The organism is Streptomyces sp. EDA2-14, assembly GCF_054963755.1.
In genome coordinates this window covers 287,299-307,046 of the sequence record NZ_JBUEGE010000003.1, presented here as the reverse complement: position 1 = coordinate 307,046, position 19,748 = coordinate 287,299, and the positions used below count along the sequence as shown (strand labels likewise).

Below are 19,748 nucleotides of genomic sequence, written 5' to 3'. Positions count from 1 at the left end.
CAGCATGGGTACGACAGGAATCCCCGGCAAGGTCACCCAGGGTTCGCAGACCAAGGGCGGCATCGGCGAGTCCACGCTCCGGCCGGACGGAACCCTCAAGGTCACCGGCGAGTTCGCCTACTCGTCCGACATGTGGCACGAGGACATGTTGTGGGGCCACATTCTGCGCTCCACCGTCGCGCACGCCGAGATCGTGTCCATCGACACGGGCGAGGCGCTGGCGACGCCCGGCGTCTACGCGGTCCTCACCTACGACGACCTCCCGACCGCCGTGAAGAACTACGGCCTGGAGATCAAGGACACCCCGGTCCTCGCGCACGGCAAGGTCCGCCACCACGGCGAGCCCGTCGCCTGCATCGCGGCCGACCACCCGGAGACGGCGCGGCGCGCCGCCGCCAAGATCAAGGTGGAGTACCGCGAACTGCCCGTCATCACCGACGAGGCCTCCGCGACCGCCCCCGACGCGGTGCTCGTGCACGAGGGCCGCGACGACCACCACGCGGGCCACGTCCCGCACCCGAACATCGTGCACCGCCAGCCGATCGTCCGGGGCAACGCCGAAGAGGCCGCCAAGAAGGCCGACTTCGTCGTCAAGGGCGAGTACACCTTCGGCATGCAGGACCAGGCCTTCCTCGGCCCCGAGTCCGGCCTCGCCGTGCCCGCCGAGGACGGCGGCGTCGACCTCTACGTCGCCACGCAGTGGCTGCACTCGGACCTCGGCCAGATCGCCCCCGTCCTCGGCCTGCCCGAGGACAAGGTGCGGATGACGCTCTCCGGCGTCGGCGGCGCGTTCGGCGGCCGCGAGGACCTGTCGATGCAGATCCACGCGTGCCTGCTCGCGCTCCGCACCGGCAAGCCCGTCAAGATCGTCTACAACCGCTTCGAGTCCTTCTTCGGACACGTCCACCGCCACCCCGCGAAGCTCACTTACGAGCACGGGGCGACGAAGGACGGCAAGCTCACGCACATGAAGTGCCGCATCGTCCTCGACGGCGGCGCCTACGCCTCGGCCTCCCCGGCCGTCGTCGGCAACGCCTCGTCCCTCGCCGTCGGGCCGTACGTGCTCGACGACGTCGACATCGAGGCCATCGCGCTGTACTCCAACAACCCGCCCTGCGGCGCCATGCGCGGCTTCGGCGCGGTCCAGGCGTGCTTCGCGTACGAGGCGCAGATGGACAAGCTCGCCGACAAGGTGGGCATCGACCGGGTCGAGTTCCGGCAGCTCAACGCCATGGAGCAGGGCACGATCATGCCGACGGGCCAGCCCGTCGACTCGCCCGCCCCGGTCGCCGAACTGCTGCGCCGCGTCAAGGCGATGCCGCTGCCGCCCGAGCGCCAGTGGGAGTCCAGCGAGGGCGCCGACGTGCGCCAGCTGCCCGGCGGCCTGTCCAACACCTCGCACGGCGAGGGCGTCGTACGCGGCATCGGCTACGCGGTCGGCATCAAGAACGTCGGCTTCTCCGAGGGCTTCGACGACTACTCGACCGCCCGCGTCCGCATGGAGGTCGTCGGCGGCGAGCCGGTGGCCACCGTGCACACGGCGATGGCCGAGGTCGGCCAGGGCGGCGTCACCGTGCACGCGCAGATCGCCCGCACCGAGCTGGGGGTCACGCAGGTGACCATCCACCCGGCCGACACCCAGGTCGGCTCGGCCGGTTCGACGTCCGCGTCCCGCCAGACCTACGTCACCGGCGGCGCCGTCAAGAACGCCTGCGAGCTCGTCCGCGAGAAGGTCCTGGACCTCGGCCGCCGCAAGCTGGGCACGTACCACCCGGCGTGGGCCACCGCCGAACTCCTCCTGGAGGGCGGCAAGGTCGTCACCGACGGCGGCGAGGTCCTCGCCGACCTCGTCGACGTACTGGAAGACGAGTCCGTCGAGGTCGAGGAGGAGTGGCGGCACCGCCCCACCGAGGCCTTCGACCTGCGCACCGGGCAGGGCAACGGGCACGTGCAGTACTCCTTCGCCGCGCACCGCGCCGTCGTCGAGGTCGACACCGAACTCGGCCTCGTCAAGGTCGTCGAGCTGGCCTGCGCCCAGGACGTCGGCAAGGCGCTCAACCCGCTGTCCGTGATCGGCCAGATCCAGGGCGGCACCACCCAGGGCCTCGGCGTCGCGGTGATGGAGGAGATCGTCGTCGACCCGAAGACGGCGAAGGTGCGCAACCCCTCCTTCACCGACTACCTGATCCCCACGATTCTCGACACGCCGACCATCCCGGTCGACGTGCTCGAACTCGCCGACGACCACGCTCCCTACGGGCTGCGCGGCATCGGCGAGGCACCGACCCTGTCGTCGACCCCGGCCGTCCTCGCGGCGATCCGGAACGCGACGGGCCTGGAGCTCGACCGGACCCCGGTCCGGCCCGAGCACCTCACGGGCACGGCTCCGGCCTAGTCCGCCTCCTCGCGCGGGGTGACGGCCGCTTCCTCGAGGCACCGTCACCCCGCCGTTCCTCCCCTGCGTCTCGGGCCGTCCCCCGGGTCGTGCAGCCATCCCAAAACCCGTATGCCGTAGGGCAGTTCACGGGTGCCCCTATGAACCTTGGGAAACGAGGCACCATGACCCAGCAGTCCGTGGAGCCGAAGACCGCCGCCGACGACGCGGGCACGGGCTCGCGTCCGCCCGCCGGCAGGTCTTGGCTCGACCGCTACTTCCACATATCCGACAGAGGATCGACGTTCGCGCGCGAAGTGCGCGGCGGCATCACCACCTTCATGGCGATGTGTTACATCCTCCTGCTCAACCCGCTGCTGCTCGGCGGCCCCGACGCGGCGGGCAACAGGCTCAGCCACGCCGGACTGATCACCGCGACCGCGCTCGCCGCCGCCCTGTGCACCCTGCTGATGGGCTTCCTCGGCAAGGTCCCGCTGGCGCTCGCCGCGGGCCTGTCCGTCTCCGGCGTGCTCGCCACCCAGGTCGCGCCCAACATGACGTGGCCGCAGGCCATGGGCATGTGCGTGATGTACGGCGTGGTGATCGTGCTGCTCGTCGTCACCGGGCTCCGCGAGATCATCATGAACGCGATCCCGCTGGCCCTGAAGCACGGCATCACCATCGGCATCGGCATGTTCATCGCGCTGATCGGCCTGGTCAACGCCGGCTTCGTCGGCAAGGGCGCCCCGGTCACCCTGGGCACCGGCGGACAGCTCAAGGGCTGGCCCGTGCTGCTCTTCGCGGTCACCCTCCTCCTGATCTTCATGCTCCAGGCCCGCAACATCCCCGGCGCGATCCTGATCGGCATCGTCGTCGGCACGGTCCTCGCCGTCATCGTCAACGCGGTCTTCGACCTCAGCCCGAAGGTCTGGGGCGGCAGCCCGCCCGAGCTGACCGGCAGCGCCGTCTCCATGCCCGACTTCTCGCTCTTCGGGCACGTCGAGTTCGGCGGCTGGGACTCCATCGGCGGGATGACCGTCGGCATGATCGTGTTCACGCTCGTGCTCGCCGGGTTCTTCGACGCGATGGCCACCATCATCGGCGTCGGCACCGAGGCGAAGCTCGCCGACGACAAGGGCCGCATGCCCGGCCTGTCCAAGGCACTGTTCATCGACGGCGCGGGCGGCGCGATCGGCGGTGTGGCGGGCGCCTCCGGGCAGACCGTCTTCATCGAGTCCGCCACCGGCGTCGGCGAGGGCGCGCGCACCGGCCTGTCGTCCGTCGTCACCGGCTTCCTCTTCGCGCTCGGCCTGTTCTTCACGCCGCTCGCGCAGATCGTGCCCGGCCAGGTCGCCGCCGCGGCGCTCGTCGTCATCGGCGCGATGATGATGCAGAACGCCCGGCACGTGGACTGGTCCGACCGGGCCGTCGCGGTGCCGGTGTTCCTGACCGTGGCGCTGATGCCGTTCACGTACTCGATCACGGCCGGCGTCGGCGCCGGAGTCATCGCCTACACGGCGATCAAGGCGGCGCAGGGGAAGTTCCGCGAGATCGGCGCCTTCATGTGGGTGCTGACGCTCGTGTTCCTCGTCTACTTCGGCCTGCACCCGATCGAGAGCTGGCTGGGCGTCAAGTAGGCCCGCCCACGCACCTTTCCACGAACCGTTAAGGAGACCGAGACATGCTGGACATCGCCGACGAGCTGCACCGGTGGGTCGAGCAGGGACGCGCGTTCGCCGTGGCCACCGTGGTGGCCGTCGGCGGCAGCGCGCCCCGGCAGCCGGGCGCGGCGCTCGCCGTCGACAGCGAGGGCACCGCGATCGGTTCGGTCTCCGGCGGATGCGTGGAGGGCGCGGTGTACGAGCTGTGCCGGCAGGCCCTGGAGGACGGGGAGCCGGTCCTCGAACAGTTCGGCTACAGCGACGACGACGCCTTCGCCGTGGGGCTCACCTGCGGCGGCGTCATCGACATCCTCGTCACGCCGGTACGCGCGTCGGACCGTGCCGTACGGGGGGCGCTCGGCGCCGCCGCCACGGGGGAGGCGGCGGCGCTCGCGCGCATCGTGTCGGGGCCCGCGGAGCTGATGGGGCGGGCGCTGCTCGTCCGCCCCGACGGCGCGCACGAGGGCGGTTTCGGGGCGCATCCCGAACTGGACCGCACCGTGGCGGGGGAGGCGGCGGCCTTCCTCGACGCGGGGCGCACCGGCACGCTGGAGATCGGCGAACAGGGCTCGCGCTGCGGTTCGCCGCTCACCGTCCTCGTCGAGTCGTCCGTGCCGCCGCCGCGCATGATCGTCTTCGGTGCGATCGACTTCGCGTCGGCGCTCGTCCGCATGGGCACGTTCCTCGGCTACCGGGTCACGGTGTGCGACGCACGCCCGGTGTTCGCGACGGCCGCGCGGTTCCCCGACGCCGACGAGATCGTCGTCGAGTGGCCGCACACGTACCTGGAACGGACCGAGACCGACGGCCGCACCGTGCTGTGCGTCCTGACCCACGACGCCAAGTTCGACGTCCCGCTGCTCCGGCTCGCGCTGCGGCTGCCGGTGGCGTACGTGGGCGCGATGGGCTCGCGGCGCACGCACCTCGACCGCAACGAGCGGCTGCGCGAAGTGGGCGTCACAGAGCTGGAGTTGGCACGCCTGCGCTCCCCGATCGGCCTCGACCTGGGTGCGCGTACGCCGGAGGAGGTGGCGGTGTCCATCGCCTCCGAGATCGTGGCGGACCGCCGGGGCGGCACGGGCGTGTCCCTGACGGGGGCGCACACGCCGATCCACCACGACCCGGCCCCGGCGAGGCCCATCAACTCGGTGGCGTGAGGCCCCTACCCCTGTTGGGCAGCACCGTGGGCCGCCTTGCCCACCCTGCCGCCCAAGGCGGCAGATTGCCCAAGGCGAGGTCGGTAGCCCACGGGCGAATTCATCCCCGGCGGCGGGTGGGCAAAATCAAGCCCCGCCGGCGATTGAGGCGCGGGGTCCGGGGCGGAGCCCCGAGGCCGTAACCTCTGTTACCCGTGAGGCGACGACTCCTCGCCCACGTCACCCGCCCCGAGCAACGCGTCCACCGCCCGCCCGAACACCCACCGCCCCGCCGCCGCGACCACCCGGTCCGCCGCGCGCGGCACCCCGCGTACATGCAGCTCCTCGCGCCACTCGACGCGCGAACCCCCGTCCCCGAGCGCCCGCACCTCGAACTCGGCCCACCCGGTGACGACCCGCCCCCGCTTCTCCATCCGGCAGCGACGCGGCGGCTGCCACGCGACGATCTCCATCGGATCGTCGAAGCCCCACCGCCCCACCCCGGTGCGCGCCACGAACACCGTGCCCGCCGCGTCCGGCGGCGGTGTCGTCACCGTGACACGCGTGAGCGGCACGGACTCCCCGTGCCGCTCCCAGTCGGTCAGCCGCCGCCACGCCTCGGCGGCGCGCAGCGACGTGTCACGGACGATACGGATTTGGGCCGTCATGTCGCGATGGTATGCACACGTTCGAGTGAGGCACCGCGCCCGGGGCCGGGGCGGCGTGTCGCGCGGGAGCCCGTAAATCGGTCTCCCGCGCGACGAGTTGCCACGAGCCCGCACCGTCAGGCAGGCATCACGCCGCCTTGTACGCGACGGCCAGCTTCTTCAGCGCCCCCTTGCGGTCGCCGGTGAGGGCGAGGTGCTCGGCCTCGGCGAAGGGCTTGGCCCACGCCTCGGTCACCTTGCCGCCCGCCTTCCGCTGGACCTCGACCCGCGCCGCGGCCACCAGGTCCCGCTCACCCTTCCCGTTGCCGGTCGCCCTGGTCGTGAGCCCATAGCCGTACGGGAACTGCGGATCGTACGAGGCGTCGCCGACGTTGATGGGCAGCTGGGCCTCGGACTTCGGCCAGGTGACGGGGAGTTGGCCGGTGAATCCCCGCTTGCCGTAGAGGACGTCGGCGACGCCGTCGCCCTCCGAGCCCGGCAGCCAGGACGCGACGAGCGCGTCGATGTCGCCGAGCTGGTCGCCGATCAGCTGCGGCCGTCCCGAGACCACCAGCACGGCACACTTCATGGCGTCGCAGACCTTGTCGACGGCCGCCCTGTCGGCGTCGGACAGCTTCAGGTCGTGGCCGTTGCCGACGTCGCCGACGCCCTCCGCGTACGGGGTCTCGCCGACGACGACCACGCCGACGTCGTACCCGGAGGTGGGCGCCGAGGCGTCCTTCGAGTAGTCGACCTTCGCGCCGGGCGCGGCCTTCTTCATCGCCTGGAGGATCGTCGTGCCGTCCGTGATGTTCCCGGACGAGCCCTGCCAGGAGACGGTCCAGCCGCCGGTCTGGTTGCCGATGTCGTCGGCGTTGGACCCGGCGACGTACACCTTCTGGGACTGCTTGAGCGGCAGCACGTTCCCGTCGTTCTTCAGGAGGACCTGCGACTTGGCCGCCGCCTCCCGTGCCACGGCGCGGTGCGCGGCGCCGCCGATCCTGTCCTTGTTGCCGGTGTCGGCGTACGGCTTCTCGAAGAGGCCCAGCCTGAACTTCTGCGTGAGGATGCGGGAGACCGCGTCGTCCACGCGCGCCTCGCTCACCCGGCCCGCGGTCGTCTCGGCGAGCAGGGTCTTCTCGAAGTCCGCGTACGCGTTCGGCACCATGATCATGTCGAGGCCCGCGTTGATCGACGTACGGACGTCGGAGGCGTAGTCGCCGGGGATCTGGTCGATACCCGCGTAGTCGCTGATCACGAAGCCCTCGAAGCCGAGCTTCTTCTTCAGCTCGCCGTTGATCATCGCCGCGTCGGCGTGCATCTTCACCGGGCCCTGGTCGTCGCCGATGATGTCGAGCGAGGAGTACGAGGGCATGACCGTGCCCACCCCGCGCTTCACGGCGTCGCCGAAGGGCGCCAGGTGCACGGCCTCCAGCTCCTGCCGCGTCACCTTCGTGATGCCCTGGTCGATGGTGTACGAGCCGGTGGTCGAGGAGCCGTACTCGGTGCCGCCGTCGCCGACGAAGTGCTTGGCCGTGGCGAGCACCTTGTCGCCCCGGTCCAGGTCGCTGCCGTTCGCGCGGCCCTGGAAGCCCTTGATCATCGTCTCCATGGACTCGACGAGGGCCGGGTCCTCGCCGAACGACTCGTAGGAGCGGCCCCAGCGTTCGTCGCGGCTCACGCACAGGCAGGGTGCGAAGTCCCACGGGACGCCCGTCGCGCGCACCTCGGAGGCGGTGACCGCCCCGGTCCGCTCGGCCAGCTCGGGGTCGCGGGCCGCGCCGATGCCGATGTTGTGCGGCATGATCGTGGCGCCGACGACGTTGTTGTGGCCGTGCACCGCGTCCACGCCGTAGATCAGCGGAATCTGGAATCGCGTGGCCTGTGCCCGCAGTTGATAGCCGTCGATCATCTTGGCCCAGGCGTCGGGCGTGTTCGGTGTCGGTACGGAGCCGCCGCCGGAGAGCAGCGAGCCCAGGTTGTGGCTCGCGATGTCACCGGGCGACTTGAGCGCGGCGCGCTCGGCCTGCGTCATCTGGCCGACCTTCTCCTCCAGCGACATGCGCGAGACGAGGTCGGCGACCCGCTTCTTGATCGGGGCCTTCGTGTCGAGGTACGGCAGCCCGTGCGCGTCGATGACGACCTGCGGCGACTCGGCGGGCGCCTTGGCGCCGCTCACGGTCAGCTTCAGCGGGATCGTCTCCGCGGTCTCCGCCCTGGCGGAATCCTTGGTCGTGGCGACCTTGACGGTCTTGGCGGCGCCGGAGGCCGTGCCCGCGGGGAACGTGACCTTGCCGGTGGCCGGGGTGTAGTCCTTGCCCGCGTCGGCGGTGCCGCCCTCCGTCCTGTACTCGACGGTGACCTCGTCCTCGATCGGGACGTTCCCGGTGGTCGTGACCGACAGCTTCACCGCCGCCGAGCCGCCCTCCTTCACCGGGTACACGGCCGCGTCCGTCGACACCTGCGCCCGCAGCGACTGGTCCGCCTTGCCGTACAACTCCACGTGGTCCATGGCGAATTGGCTCTTCTTGCCGGTCGGCAGGGTGACCGCGTAACCCCACATCCTGTCGAGCCCGAGGATGTGGTCGATACCGCCGACGGGCTGGTAGTCCGTGCGGTACTCGAACTGTGTGAACGGGATCTCGACCTGCTTCCAGCCGGTGAAGTCGTCCGTGAACGACGTCGTCCACAGCTCGGACGCCTCGCCGTGCGCGCCGCCGTCCTTGATCTCGAAGTTCATGGTGCGGCCCGAGTCGTCGCCGTACCACCAGAAGCGGACGCCCTTGTGCGCCGACCAGTCGTGGGCCGGCTTGTCGGCGGCGTAGTCGTGGCTGAAGCCGCCGTAGCCGCTGATGTCGTACGCGCCTTCGAGGACCTTGGCGCCCTCGGGGGCGTCCACGCGCTCCTTGAGTTCGAGCTTCGGGTGGTCGTCCGTGTCGCCGCCCCAGGTGAAGATGCCCTCGGCGGGCTGCGAGGCGAAGGGCACCTCGCCCTCGAAGCGGTCGACGGGGGTGGGGGCGGGGTCGTCGGCCGCGGCGGAGGCCGCCGTGGTGCCGGTCAGCGGCAGCAGACCTGCCGCGAGCGCCGACACGGCGAGTAAGGCCGCCCGTCTCCTGCGGCTTCTGCGGCCCGATCCGGTGGTGGAGTCGGTGTGACGCAAGGTTCCCTCCCGGTGGTCCCGTTGCGGGTGCTGGTGGTGCGTCGTGTCGTGCCTGGTGTGTCCTGGCGTTGCTAAATTCAAGGCTTGAGTTAAAGGGGGAGGGGTGGGGGCGTCAAGGGTTCGGAAAGTAAAGGGAGTTGAGGCCGGGTCGGCTGCTTGTGACCGATTGACAGGCGGGGCGTCGCCCCCGATCGTTTGCTTCGGGGTGTGGCACCGGACGGTTGGGGGACCGCGATGAGGTGGCAGGGGGGCGCGTCGTCCGACGACGCGGAGCGGCAGGGGAGCGGCGGGTTCGGCCCGCCTCCGGCAATGCCACCGGTACCGCGGACGCCGCCAATGCCGCCTGCGCCACCGATGCCCCCGGACCCGCCCGCCGTGGACCCGCCCTCCGTGGATCCGCCCTCCGCCGGGCCGGGTGCTGCCGGTCCGGGTTCCGCTGGGTCGGGTTCTGCCGGGCCGGGTTCCGCCGGGCCGGGTTCTGCCGAGTCGGGTTCCGCTGGGCCGGGTTCCGCCGGGCCGGGTTCTGCCGAGTCGGGTTCCGCCGAGTCGGGCTCTGCCGAGTCGGGTTCCGCCGTGCCGGGCTCTGCCGAGCCGGGCTCTGCCGGGCCGGGTTCCGGCGGGCCGGCCTCCGCTAGGCCAGCCTCCGCTGGGCCGGGCCCTGCCGAGCCGGGCCCTGCCGAGTCGGGCTCCGCCGAGCCGGGCTCCGCCGAGCCGGGCCCCGCTGGGCCGGGTTCTGCCGGGCCGGGTTCCGTCGAGTCGGCCCCCGTCGAGCCGGGATCCTTCGGACCGGCCCCCGTCGAGCCGGGATCCTTCGGGCCGGTTCAGGAAGTCGCCTTCGGGCCGCCCGAGCGGCCTGCCCGGCCGCCCGCCGGGCCCGCCGATCCGGCGCGCGCCGTCGCGGCGGGGCTGCTCAACCTCAGCGGGCTCGGCCTCGGGTACGTCCTCGTGCGCCGCCGCCTGCTCGCCCTGCTCTGCGTCGCCGGGACGGCCGCACTCCTCACCCTCGCGCTGCCCGCCGACCCGGACGGCGTACCCGAATGGGCGCTGATCGGCTACGCGGTGCTGCTGCTCGCCGCCGTCGCGGACGGCGCGCGGCGCGGACTGCGGGCACCCACGACCGCCGTACAGATCAAGCCCGTTGTGGCCGTCGCGCTCGGTGTCGTGCTGCTCGCCGTGCCCGTCGGGGGCGCCGTCGCGTACGACGGGCTGCGCGACAACGCCGTCGAGAACATGCTGCTCGACCGGCTCCACCGCGCCGACACCCTCGTCAAGAACGCCTCGGACCGCGACTTCGCGGACGCGCGCGGCGACTACCGCACCGCGCTCGACCGGTACCGCGCCCTCACCGAGGACCACCCGGACTCCAAGGCGGCGCACCGGGTGCACGGCAGCCTCGACACCTACTACAAGGCGGTGTCCGCGCCGTACGCCGACGGCGACTCCTGCGCCGCCGTCGCACCCCTCGAACATCTCCGGGAGGTGCCGCAGACGATCGACCGCGGCGTCCTCGGCTCCCTCGCGGCCTGGCCCGACAAACCGCTCGCCGCGTCGCTCCTGAAGTGCGGCACGGAAAAGCTCGGCACCGCCGAGTCCGACGGCAGGGGCGGCGAACTCGGCCAACTCCTGCGCGCGTTCCCGAAGTCGGCGCAGGCCGGCCAGGTGGGGCCCGCCGTGCGCGCGGCCGTCGACCGGCGCGCGGGCGAGCTGAAGGGAGCGGAGCCCTGCCCCGCCACCCGGGCGCTGCGCCGTATCGGCGACACCGCGGAGCAACTGCCCGCCCCCGTGCCCGCGCAGGTGCGCGGCAGGGTCGCGACGGCGGTGGAGGACGGCACGTACGCCTGCGGCATCGACCAGTTCGAGGACAAGAAGTTCGGCGCCGCGCGCACCTCGCTGACGGACTTCGCGAGCACGTACCGCAGCGACGAGCGGCGGGCCCGCGCCCAGCAGGTCGCCATCGCCGCCGAGATCGCACAGCTGCGCCCGGCTGCGGGGGACCGGCTGCCGCCGAAGGCCGCGCCGGGCGGCTCCCGCATGGAGATGGTGATCAGCAACGACGGCCCCGACCCGGTCGAGGTCCTGTACACCGGACCGGTCACGGGCCGGATCACCATCGCCGCCTGCGGGTCCTGCAAGACGTACCCGAGCGAGGCCGCGGGCCGCGCCAAGGCGTGCAAGGCAAGCGGCAAGGGCTACCCGAAGAAGACGCTGCGGCTGCCCGCGGGCACGTACCACTTCCTGCACAAACCGGGCGGCGCGAGCGGTACCGCGCGCGGCCGGGCCGCGGGCGGCAGCATCCAGCCCGGCTACACGTACACGCAGTGCAGCTTCGTCGTCACGGACGAGTCCGGTACGCCGCTCTAACGCCGGGTTACCTGCTCTGACCTGCGTAAACGATGCTCGTGCGACCCCCTGGTGAAGCGCTTATAAAAGGTGGTTACACTCACTTGCTCGATACAAGCAACTGCATGTGAAGCCATTGCATGTGAGCGGAGAGGCGGGACATGGGCAAGGGGACGGTCCATGACCGTGCGGCATCGGATGACATCCCGGAGACGGGAAGCGTGGGTACCGAGGAGGCCGCGGAAGGACTCGGCAGCCAATTGGTCCGGTTCTCGAGACTGCTGACTGCCTACCGGCAGAAGGCCAGGCTGGAGAGCCGGTCCGGCGAGCGGGTCCTGCTGGCCAAGCTGGTGCGCGACGGCGAACGCCGCGCCACCGACCTGGCCGCCGCGACCTTCCTCGACCTGTCGACGGTCAGTCGGCAGGTTCGGGCCATGGTCGACAGGGGACTCGTCGAACGGCGTCCCGACCCGGAGGACGGACGGGGTGCGCTGCTGCGCGCCACCGCCGCCGGGGAGGTCGCGTTCGAGGAGTACCGGCGCCAGCGCGACGCGGGATTCGCGAAGCTGCTGGAGCCCTGGTCGCCCGAGGACCGGTACCAGCTGATCCGGCTGCTCTCCCGCCTCAATGACGATCTGGAAGAGTTTGAATACGCGCGTCACGAGCCCGGGCACGTACCCGGTCCCGGTGGCGAGCAGGGAGCAACGCAAGAATGACTGAGGCCGTGTCCGCGTCCCGCGGAGACACCGCTGCCCAAGCAATATCCACCCCTCCGAAGACCCCCATGTCCGGTGCTCTGAGCCACCGGCAGATCCTCACCATCCTCAGCGGCCTGATGCTGGGGATGTTCCTGGCCGCTCTCGACCAGACCATCGTCTCCACCTCGATCCGCACCATCGCGGACGACCTCGACGGCCTCAGCCAGCAGGCCTGGGCGACGACGGCGTACCTGATCACGTCGACGATCGCCACGCCGCTCTACGGCAAGCTGTCCGACCTGCACGGCCGCAAGCCGTACTTCCTCGCGGCGATCACGATCTTCATCGTGGGCTCGGCGCTGTGCACCTTCTCGACGTCGATGCCCGAACTCGCCGCGTTCCGCGCGGTGCAGGGCATCGGTGCCGGTGGTCTGATGTCGCTGGCGCTCGCGATCATCGGCGACATCGTGCCGCCGCGCGAGCGGGCCCGGTACCAGGGCTACATGCTCGCCACCTTCGCCACGTCCAGTGTCGCGGGGCCGCTCATCGGCGGCGCCCTCGCCGGTCAGGACAGCATCCTCGGCGTCACCGGCTGGCGCTGGGTGTTCCTGGTCAACGTGCCGATCGCGATCATCGCGCTGTTCGTCGTCGCCAAGGTGCTCAACATCCCGCACGTCCGCCGCGACCGGCGGATCGACTGGTGGGGCGCCTTCACCATCGCGCTCGGCGTCGTACCGCTGCTGCTCGTCGCCGAACAGGGCCGCGAGTGGGGCTGGGGCTCCACGGGCTCGATCGTCTGCTACGTCCTCGGCGGCGTCGGCATCGTCTCGTGGATCCTCGTGGAGCGCCGGGTCGGCGACGACGCGCTGATCCCCATGCGGCTGTTCCGCAACGCCATCTTCAGCAAGACCAGCTTCCTGTCCGTGCTGATCGGCGCGGGCATGTTCGGCGGCATGCTGATGATCCCGCAGTACCTCCAGATCGTGAAGGGCGCGAGCCCCACCAAGTCCGGTCTCGAGATGCTGCCGCTGATGGCCGGCATGATGATCGCGTCCATCGTCTCCGGCCAGATCACCGGGAAGACCGGCCGCTACAAGATCTTCCCGACCATCGGCACCCTCTTCATGGTGGCGGCGCTGCTGCTCTTCCACTTCAAGGTCGAGTGGGACACCCCGCTGTGGGAGACCATGCTCTACATGGGCCTGTTCGGGCTCGGCCTGGGCTGCTGCATGCAGACGCTGGTGCTCGCGGTGCAGAACGCGGTGCCGCCGCAGGACATGGGTGTGGCGACCGCCTCGTCCACGTTCTTCCGGCAGATGGGCGCCACCGCCGGTACGGCGATCTTCCTCTCCGTCCTCTTCTCGAACGTCGGCGACAAGATCTCCGAGGCCTTCAGGTCGGCCGCGAAGACCGCGGACTTCCAGGCCGCGCTGCACGACCCGTCGGTCGTCTCCGACCCCGCCAACAAGCCGGTCCTCGACATGCTCAAGGGCTCCGGCGGGGGCGGCGACGTGCTGTCCGACTCCTCGTTCATCCAGCACCTGGACCCGCGCCTCGCCGAGCCGTTCAAGCAGGGCTTCGCCGACGCCATGCACGTGGTGTTCCTGATCGCGGCGGGCGTCATCGTCCTCGCGTTCCTGATGGTCCTGTGGACCAAGGAGGTCCCGCTGCGCAAGATGTCGGGGCTCCAGGCGCGCGAGGCGGCGGAGAACGGCGAGGCGCCGCCCGCCGAGGGCCCGGCCCCCGCCGACGACCCGGCCGCGGACGCCGCGCCGGCGGCGCCCGTACCCGCCGTGGCCACGCCGCTCGACGCGAGCTCGGGCATCAGGGGCTACGTCCGCGAACGCGACGGCTCGCCGCTCGTGGGCGCGGTGGTCACGCTGATCGACCTCCGCGGCGGTCAACTGGGCCGTACGACGACGGGTCCCGACGGCGCGTACGCGCTCGGGGCGCCGGCCGGCGGGACGTACGTCCTGATCGGTTCCGGTGGCTCCCGGCAGCCGCAGGCCACGACCCTGACGGTCGGCGAGGGCTTCCTCGACTTCGACCTGATGCTGGCCGGGGCCGCAGGACTGACCGGCACCGTCGTCGCGGCGGCGGGCGAACTCCCGGTGCCCGGCGCGCTGGTGATCGCCACCGACGTGCGCGGCGAGGTGATCGCGTCCGGCGCCGCCGACGCGGAGGGCAACTTCGCCTTCGGTGACCTGGCGCCCGGCAGCTACACCCTCGCGGTCAGCGCGGAGGGCCACCGGCCCACGGCCCTCCCGGTCGAGGTCGCGAACGGCGCTCCGAACCGCTGCGAGGTCCGGCTCGTCCCCGGCGCCCGCGTCCACGGCGTGGTCCGCGGCGCGAGCGGCGACCCGCTGAACGACGCCCGCGTCACGCTGCTCGACGCCGCGGGCAACACGGTCGGCACGGCGGTCACGGGCATCGACGGCGTCTACGCCTTCGACGACCTGGACGCCGGCCAGTACACCGTCGTCGCCAGCGGCTACGCCCCGCAGGCCCTCCCGCTGAGCCTCAACGGCAACGGCAGGAACGACGCGGACGTGGAGCTGAGCCACTGAGTCGCGGAGCCGGCAGGTAACGAGGGCCGTGGCCCGGCACCCGGGAAACCGGGCGCCGGGCCACGGCCTTTCGGCGTTGTGTCGGCAGGTTGTGTCGGCAGGGGGGGGGAGGGGCCTCAGCAGGCGCCGAAGTCCTGCCACACGCCCCACTCACCGGTGGTGCCGGGCTCCTCGCCCGTCGTCCACCACTTGGCCTTCCAGGTGTGGCCCTTGTGCGACACCTGCTGTCCGCCGGTGTAGACCGCGCTCTTGGACCAGGCCGCCGCCGTGCACTGGTTGCCGCTGCCACCGGTGACGGTCAGGGAGTACGTCGCCGTGTGCGCGGCCGAGGGGCTCGCGCCGCTGACGACCAGGTTGTACGTGCCATTGACCGCCGCCGAGGTCGTGGTGATCTTCAGCGTCGAACTGCCGCCCGCCGTCACGGAGCTGGGGCTGAGCGTGGCGGTGACCCCGGCGGGCGCCCCGCTGACCGTGAGGTTCACGCTCTGGGCCGAACCGGCGGTGACCGCGGTCTTCACGGTGGCCTCGGTGGAGCCGCCCGCCGTGACCGTCCCGGAGGCCGGGCTCGCGCTCAGCGAGAAGTCGTTGCTGGGCGCGGTGCTGCCGCTGGTGAAGGGCGCGAAGATGCGCGAGAAGTCCCAGGTGTTCTGCTCGATGCCGGAGCAGCCGTCGGCGGCGGCGCCGCCGGGGCAACTGCCGTTGTCGCGCTGGAGCGCCCAGAAGGAGATCATGTTGATCCCCTTGGCGACCGCCCAGTCGTACACCGTCCTGGCGTTGGCGAGCGTGAAGGTCTCGGCGGGGCCGAAGTCGTCGACGCCGGGCATCTCGGTGATGCCGATCATGCCCCACAGCTGGGCCGGGGTCTTGCTCGGGTACAGCGTGGCGAGCTGGTCGTACAGGCCCTGCGCGGCGGTCTGGGTGTCCTTCGCCATGTCGTGGGACGCGTTGTCGTAGTAGTCGAACGTCATGATGTTCGCGACGTCGACCCGGGCGCCGTTGGTCACCGCGTTCTTCAGCACGGCGAGACCACTGGCGGCGAGGCCGTGGGTGGTCGTCGGCAGGGTGTACGAGATCTCCAGCTTGCGGCCGTTGGCGGCGGCCCAGTCCTGGACCTTCTTGATCGCCTTGTTCCGCCGGTCGATGCCCGCGCTGTTGTCCAGCGAGTCGACCTCGATGTCCATGTCGAGCCGGGGGATGTCGTACGTCGTGACGACCTTCTGGTACACGGCCGCGATCTGGTCGACATCCGTACAACTGTCGGCGATCTCGGTCCCCGTGGTGTCGGCGGTGTAGCCGCCGAAGGACGGGATGACGTCGCCGCCGCGGCCCTGCATCGTCTTGATGTCGGCGCCGAAGGACGACGCGGCGATCGGCAGCGAGGTGTCGCCGTTCCAGTACGCGGTGCAGGAGCCCTTCGTCGCGGTCTGGAGGAACGCCATCGTCAGGTGCTTGGCACCGGACTGGGCGCTGAGGGCGGCCGGACTCTCGCCCGTCCACGACTCGAAGTACGGGGCGAAGACATGGGCGGGCAGCGGCGTCGCGGCCTGCGCGGGGGCACCCGCGACCGCGGTCAGGCCCAGCGCGGCCACCGTGGTGACGGCGGCGGTGAGAGCGGCTCTGAGAGAGCGGATACGTCTCATGACCATCCAAGAGGTGAGGTTGCGCCAACTGGGGTGTGACGCACTCGAGTTGCCCTACGGATAGTCCTGTGATCATGCACCGGTCAATGGTCCGGACCAAATGAGGACTAGACCAATGTGGCGGGTGTGCGGCACTCCACGACGCCTGAAGATGCGCGGCGCGCCTCACGTCCGCTGGTCAGAAGCCCGCGCTCGCACGCCGGGCCGTTCCGTGAGGCCCTCGCGACCTCAGAGCCAGTCCCGGCGCTTGAAGATGATGTCCGCGCAGTGATCCACCCGGATTCCAGCCCGTGTCGGTGTCGGCGTGCGGGGTCGATGGCCGTGCGCCCGCCGTGTTCCGTTTGTCGGCCTGTGGCAAGTGACAGAGGCGATGCATGCAGCTCAGTTTGTCAAGTGTCCCTTGAGACCTGAGGACTTGGCGCTCTAGCCTCTTGGTGGAGGCGTTGGGACCAAGCGCCGCGTCAAGACCGGCTGCTGTCCGCGCCCTGCCGTGCCTCCCAGTCCACGAGGCGTCTGATCGCGTGTGGTTCGCATGCCTGCTGGGGCCGCTGATCGCCGACAGATGTGGCTCCGGCTCCCGTCTGCTGCCGTCCGGGGAGTCACCGGGCCGTGGGCAGACATCCGCGCGGGACCCGGGACTGGGGAGTGCCCGTCCCGCGCACGCGACGGCCGCTGCCGCTCCGCTCTCGCCGGTGGCGGCCGTCGCGCACGCGGCGACGCGCGGCTCCGACCGCCCGAGGACGGCAGGTCAGGGGCGTTCCGACGGGGCATTCCGACCGGGCATTCCCGCACGGCAGGCACCGTGCTCGCGGGGCCGCGGAATGTGTCGCGGCGGACGCGCTCGGGCCCGGTCGATCGAGTCGCACGACCCAGCTGGATCCGTTCATTCCGCGCACTGCAACAGTCCGATTCCGGCGCTGCGCGGCACTTTCTCTCCGGCGGCACGCCGCGGGCCAAGGGGGCGGCAGACTGCGCCCATCCCCGAGCGGCGGTGTGCAGGGATGCGGACGAAGGGCGAGCGTGAGCGATGAGCCGGGACGAGGCAACCTGCCGACAGTGAAGTCGAGGACGGTGCGCCGCCGTACCGAGATCGTGGAGGTCCTGCGGCCGTTCGCCGGGCCGGCGCGGCTGGTGACCCTTACGGGGGTCGGCGGGGTGGGCAAGGGCATCGGCCAGCAGACCTGGGACACCATCGGCCGGGCCCAGATCGGCCTGCCCGGCCTCCTCGCCGCCCGCCGAGCCTGCGAACGCCAGGCCCGAGAGATTGCCGGGGACCCCGTGTACGAGACGGCCTTCCGCAAGGGGCTGGCGGACAGCCTCGACGAAGGCCTGGCCTACGCCCTGCACCAGCGGGATGCCCACCCTCGGAATGGTGATCAGTGACGATCAATTGGCTGACGGGCGGCGTCGAACGGCGCTTGCCGAGGATCAGGTGACGGTCCAGTCGCGGAGCTGACGCGCGGTTCCGGCGACGCCGAGGCGGTCCGAGGCGGCGTCGCGCACGAGCTCGACCGCGGCCTTGGGCGGGTAGTCGAGGTGCTGGCCGTGGAGCAGCAGGTAGGCCTCGGTGGAGTGCCAGGCGAACGCGGCGTTGGAGTGTTCCAGGCAGGGCAGCTTCGTCAGTGTCTGCAGGAGCGCCGCAGCTTTCAGGTGCAGTGACCCGTAGATGTCGTGCTCCAGGGCGCGCGCGTTCACGCGCGCCACCGCCGCGTACAGCGGCCCGTAGTCGTCGGCCTGCGGATCGCCGTCGAGGAGCTCGGCGGCGTGGAGGAGGAACTGGACGTCGAGCGGGTGCCGGGGGCCGGGCTGGGTCACGCGGCGTGCCCCTGCCCCGGCCGCTGCGCCTCGAGTTCGCGGCGCGCGCGCTGCTCGGCGGCGCGCTGCTCGGGGCTCGGATCCAGGTCGTCGGCGTCGCTGAACGCGGCTCCGCTGTGCGCCATGGACGCCCGGAAGTTGCTCAGGAAGGACCGCTCGACCGCGGTCGCCCTGTCGTAGGCGGCCGACAGGATGTACTCCTGCAGCGACATGTTCTGCTGCCGCGCCGCGGTCTCGATGGCCTCGCGCTGCGCCGGGTCGGGGAATCGCAGGTTCAGGGCCTTCGGGGAGCTTCCGCCATTCGTCATGGTACCGATGGTACTACTGGCCCCACGGCGGATCCAGTGGCCGCGTACGTGCAGCGCAGTGGCACGCTGACCAGCATCTACAGGCTTGTCCCGCAATTGTCGCCGGCACCGTCGGAGATCGTCATCGTCCTTCCTGTAGCGGCATGGGCGTCGCTCGTGCTGCATGACGCGGCGAGGTCCGTTCAGTCTGCGCACTGCCGCGGTCGCGTTCCGGCGCTACCGGGCACTTTCTCTGCAACCGCACGCCACGCGCCGAAGGGCGGCAGACTGCGTTCCTGTTCCCGTGCGGTGCCACTGCGCCTGCTCGACCTCGTGCGCCTGCAGTGCCCCGGGTCCGCCATTTCTCCCACGCTCCGTGCGAGTTGAGGAAGTCGTTCGCGTTCGGTGTCCGTGGCTGGGGCGGGGCCGGAGCGTATGCACCGCTCGTCGTCCGGCGCCGCCGATGAAGAGGCAGTGGCCCGCCACGGTCCCGACTCCAGACGCACCTCCAAACTCGCCCGCCAAATCACGTCCCAACGCGGTGTGTTCGCGCATCTCGAGCGGGGCTCCGAGGTACGGGACCAGCGAGGGGCGCCTCATCCACCCAGTCTCGCCCCGCGGACACCAGGCGTCCCGATCGCGCCATGCGACAGCCGTGTTCAGGACACGTTCACAACTTCTCCTTGAATTGATTACAAAGCCGGGAGAGCTTCTGTGCGATCACAGCGCACGACTTCGTGTCTTTCAGGGGGAAGATTCCGTTGACCGTCCGCACTCCGCCTTGGACGACTGGGAGAAGTTCCGGGCCAGTTGGGCGGAGATGCCGCGCGACACGTACATGGCCGACCAGGGCCGCTACCGCACCCGCCGCCACGCCACCTTCGCCGCCAGCGAGGGCGGCGAAGACGTGGTCGTCATGCCGCATCAGCCGCACTACCAGACCCTCGACTACAACGAGCTCAACGGTGGCGTCGCCCGCCACTACGAACCGATCGAGGACCGCATCCGTCAGGGCAGCACATTCCAGAGCCTCCTCCGGCTCGGCGCGGAGACCGCCGGGGCCCTGGCTCCGCTGTCGAAGTGGCACATCGAGGCCCACCAGTTCCGGATCACCGCCCACGCCGCCGAGAGCGGCCTGCCCACTCCGGAGGGCATCCATCGTGACGGGGTCACCTTCGTGCTCATTACCCTCGTCGACCGGGACAATGTCACCGGCGGCGCCAGCACCGTGTACAACCTGGAGAAGCAGCCCCTCACCTCGTTCACCCTCGGCGAGCCGGGCGAGCTGCTCCTCGTCAACGACGAGCGGGTCTTCCACGGGGTGAGCCCCGTCGCGCCGGCCGACACATCCCGCCCCGGCCACCGCGACGTACTCGTCATCACCTACCGCCACGCCAACTGACCACATCCATCCCGGCAGAAG

Annotated in this window: 13 protein-coding genes; 8 read left to right on the top strand and 5 right to left on the bottom strand. The window is 71.1% G+C overall.

Features of this window, described 5'->3' with window-relative positions; genetic code table 11:
* Positions 1-4: 4 nt before the first annotated feature.
* From ACY34M_RS11205 to ACY34M_RS11195, 3 genes are all read left to right on the top strand, one after another.
* Entirely contained in the window at positions 5-2,395 is a 2,391-nt protein-coding gene (locus ACY34M_RS11205; RefSeq protein WP_462718262.1) for a xanthine dehydrogenase family protein molybdopterin-binding subunit, read from the top strand.
* Positions 2,396-2,559: 164 nt separating this feature from the next.
* Positions 2,560-4,011 carry an NCS2 family permease gene (locus ACY34M_RS11200; RefSeq protein WP_462718261.1) on the top strand — a complete coding sequence of 484 codons (1,452 nt, stop codon included), beginning with the start codon at positions 2,560-2,562 and terminating at the stop codon, positions 4,009-4,011.
* Between the two features lie 44 nt (positions 4,012-4,055).
* Positions 4,056-5,192, top strand: a complete 1,137-nt coding sequence (locus ACY34M_RS11195) for an XdhC family protein (RefSeq protein ID WP_462718260.1) — start codon at positions 4,056-4,058, stop codon at positions 5,190-5,192.
* Between the two features lie 188 nt (positions 5,193-5,380).
* Here ACY34M_RS11195 and ACY34M_RS11190 read toward each other — a convergent pair whose 3' ends face one another.
* Both ACY34M_RS11190 and ACY34M_RS11185 read right to left on the bottom strand, forming a co-directional pair.
* Positions 5,381-5,839: an SRPBCC family protein gene (locus tag ACY34M_RS11190; RefSeq protein ID WP_462718259.1), complete on the bottom strand. Its 459-nt coding sequence runs from the start codon at positions 5,837-5,839 to the stop codon at positions 5,381-5,383.
* A gap of 127 nt (positions 5,840-5,966) precedes the next feature.
* Entirely contained in the window at positions 5,967-8,978 is a 3,012-nt protein-coding gene (locus ACY34M_RS11185) for a glycoside hydrolase family 3 protein (protein ID WP_462718258.1), read from the bottom strand.
* A 573-nt stretch (positions 8,979-9,551) separates the two neighbouring features.
* Here ACY34M_RS11185 and ACY34M_RS11180 point away from each other — a divergent pair.
* From ACY34M_RS11180 to ACY34M_RS11170, 3 genes are all read left to right on the top strand, one after another.
* Positions 9,552-11,339, top strand: a complete 1,788-nt coding sequence (locus ACY34M_RS11180; protein ID WP_462718257.1) for a hypothetical protein — start codon at positions 9,552-9,554, stop codon at positions 11,337-11,339.
* Positions 11,340-11,479: 140 nt separating this feature from the next.
* Positions 11,480-12,034 carry a MarR family winged helix-turn-helix transcriptional regulator gene (locus tag ACY34M_RS11175; RefSeq protein ID WP_462718256.1) on the top strand — a complete coding sequence of 185 codons (555 nt, stop codon included), beginning with the start codon at positions 11,480-11,482 and terminating at the stop codon, positions 12,032-12,034.
* Complete coding sequence (locus ACY34M_RS11170) at positions 12,031-14,583, top strand: MFS transporter (RefSeq protein ID WP_462718255.1); 2,553 nt, start codon at positions 12,031-12,033, stop codon at positions 14,581-14,583. The genes ACY34M_RS11175 and ACY34M_RS11170 overlap by 4 nt, the downstream gene beginning before the upstream one ends.
* 116 nt (positions 14,584-14,699) lie before the next feature.
* Here the strand turns inward: ACY34M_RS11170 and ACY34M_RS11165 are convergent, their stop codons facing one another.
* The gene (locus tag ACY34M_RS11165; RefSeq protein ID WP_462718254.1) at positions 14,700-16,223 is read right to left on the bottom strand and encodes a glycosyl hydrolase family 18 protein; all 1,524 of its coding nucleotides are present in this window, start codon (positions 16,221-16,223) and stop codon (positions 14,700-14,702) included.
* 1,056 nt (positions 16,224-17,279) lie between these two features.
* Here ACY34M_RS11165 and ACY34M_RS11160 point away from each other — a divergent pair.
* Positions 17,280-17,606 carry a hypothetical protein gene (locus tag ACY34M_RS11160; RefSeq protein ID WP_462719459.1) on the top strand — a complete coding sequence of 109 codons (327 nt, stop codon included), beginning with the start codon at positions 17,280-17,282 and terminating at the stop codon, positions 17,604-17,606.
* Between the two features lie 45 nt (positions 17,607-17,651).
* Here the strand turns inward: ACY34M_RS11160 and ACY34M_RS11155 are convergent, their stop codons facing one another.
* The gene (locus ACY34M_RS11155; RefSeq protein ID WP_462719458.1) at positions 17,652-18,038 is read right to left on the bottom strand and encodes a fic family toxin-antitoxin system, toxin component; all 387 of its coding nucleotides are present in this window, start codon (positions 18,036-18,038) and stop codon (positions 17,652-17,654) included.
* Positions 18,035-18,346, bottom strand: coding sequence for a type II toxin -antitoxin system TacA 1-like antitoxin (locus ACY34M_RS11150; protein WP_462719457.1), 312 nt, complete (start codon positions 18,344-18,346; stop codon positions 18,035-18,037). The genes ACY34M_RS11155 and ACY34M_RS11150 overlap by 4 nt, the downstream gene beginning before the upstream one ends.
* 760 nt (positions 18,347-19,106) lie before the next feature.
* Here ACY34M_RS11150 and ACY34M_RS11145 point away from each other — a divergent pair.
* Positions 19,107-19,727, top strand: coding sequence for a 2OG-Fe dioxygenase family protein (locus ACY34M_RS11145; protein WP_462719456.1), 621 nt, complete (start codon positions 19,107-19,109; stop codon positions 19,725-19,727).
* Positions 19,728-19,748: the final 21 nt, after the last annotated feature.

Coding starts and splice junctions, on each gene's coding strand:
- ACY34M_RS11205 (WP_462718262.1), top strand. CDS start 5: ATGGGTACGACAGGAATCCCCGGCAAGGTCACCCAGGGTTCGCAGACC.
- ACY34M_RS11200 (WP_462718261.1), top strand. CDS start 2,560: ATGACCCAGCAGTCCGTGGAGCCGAAGACCGCCGCCGACGACGCGGGC.
- ACY34M_RS11195 (WP_462718260.1), top strand. CDS start 4,056: ATGCTGGACATCGCCGACGAGCTGCACCGGTGGGTCGAGCAGGGACGC.
- ACY34M_RS11190 (WP_462718259.1), bottom strand. CDS start 5,839: ATGACGGCCCAAATCCGTATCGTCCGTGACACGTCGCTGCGCGCCGCC.
- ACY34M_RS11175 (WP_462718256.1), top strand. CDS start 11,480: ATGGGCAAGGGGACGGTCCATGACCGTGCGGCATCGGATGACATCCCG.
- ACY34M_RS11170 (WP_462718255.1), top strand. CDS start 12,031: ATGACTGAGGCCGTGTCCGCGTCCCGCGGAGACACCGCTGCCCAAGCA.
- ACY34M_RS11165 (WP_462718254.1), bottom strand. CDS start 16,223: ATGAGACGTATCCGCTCTCTCAGAGCCGCTCTCACCGCCGCCGTCACC.
- ACY34M_RS11150 (WP_462719457.1), bottom strand. CDS start 18,346: ATGACGAATGGCGGAAGCTCCCCGAAGGCCCTGAACCTGCGATTCCCC.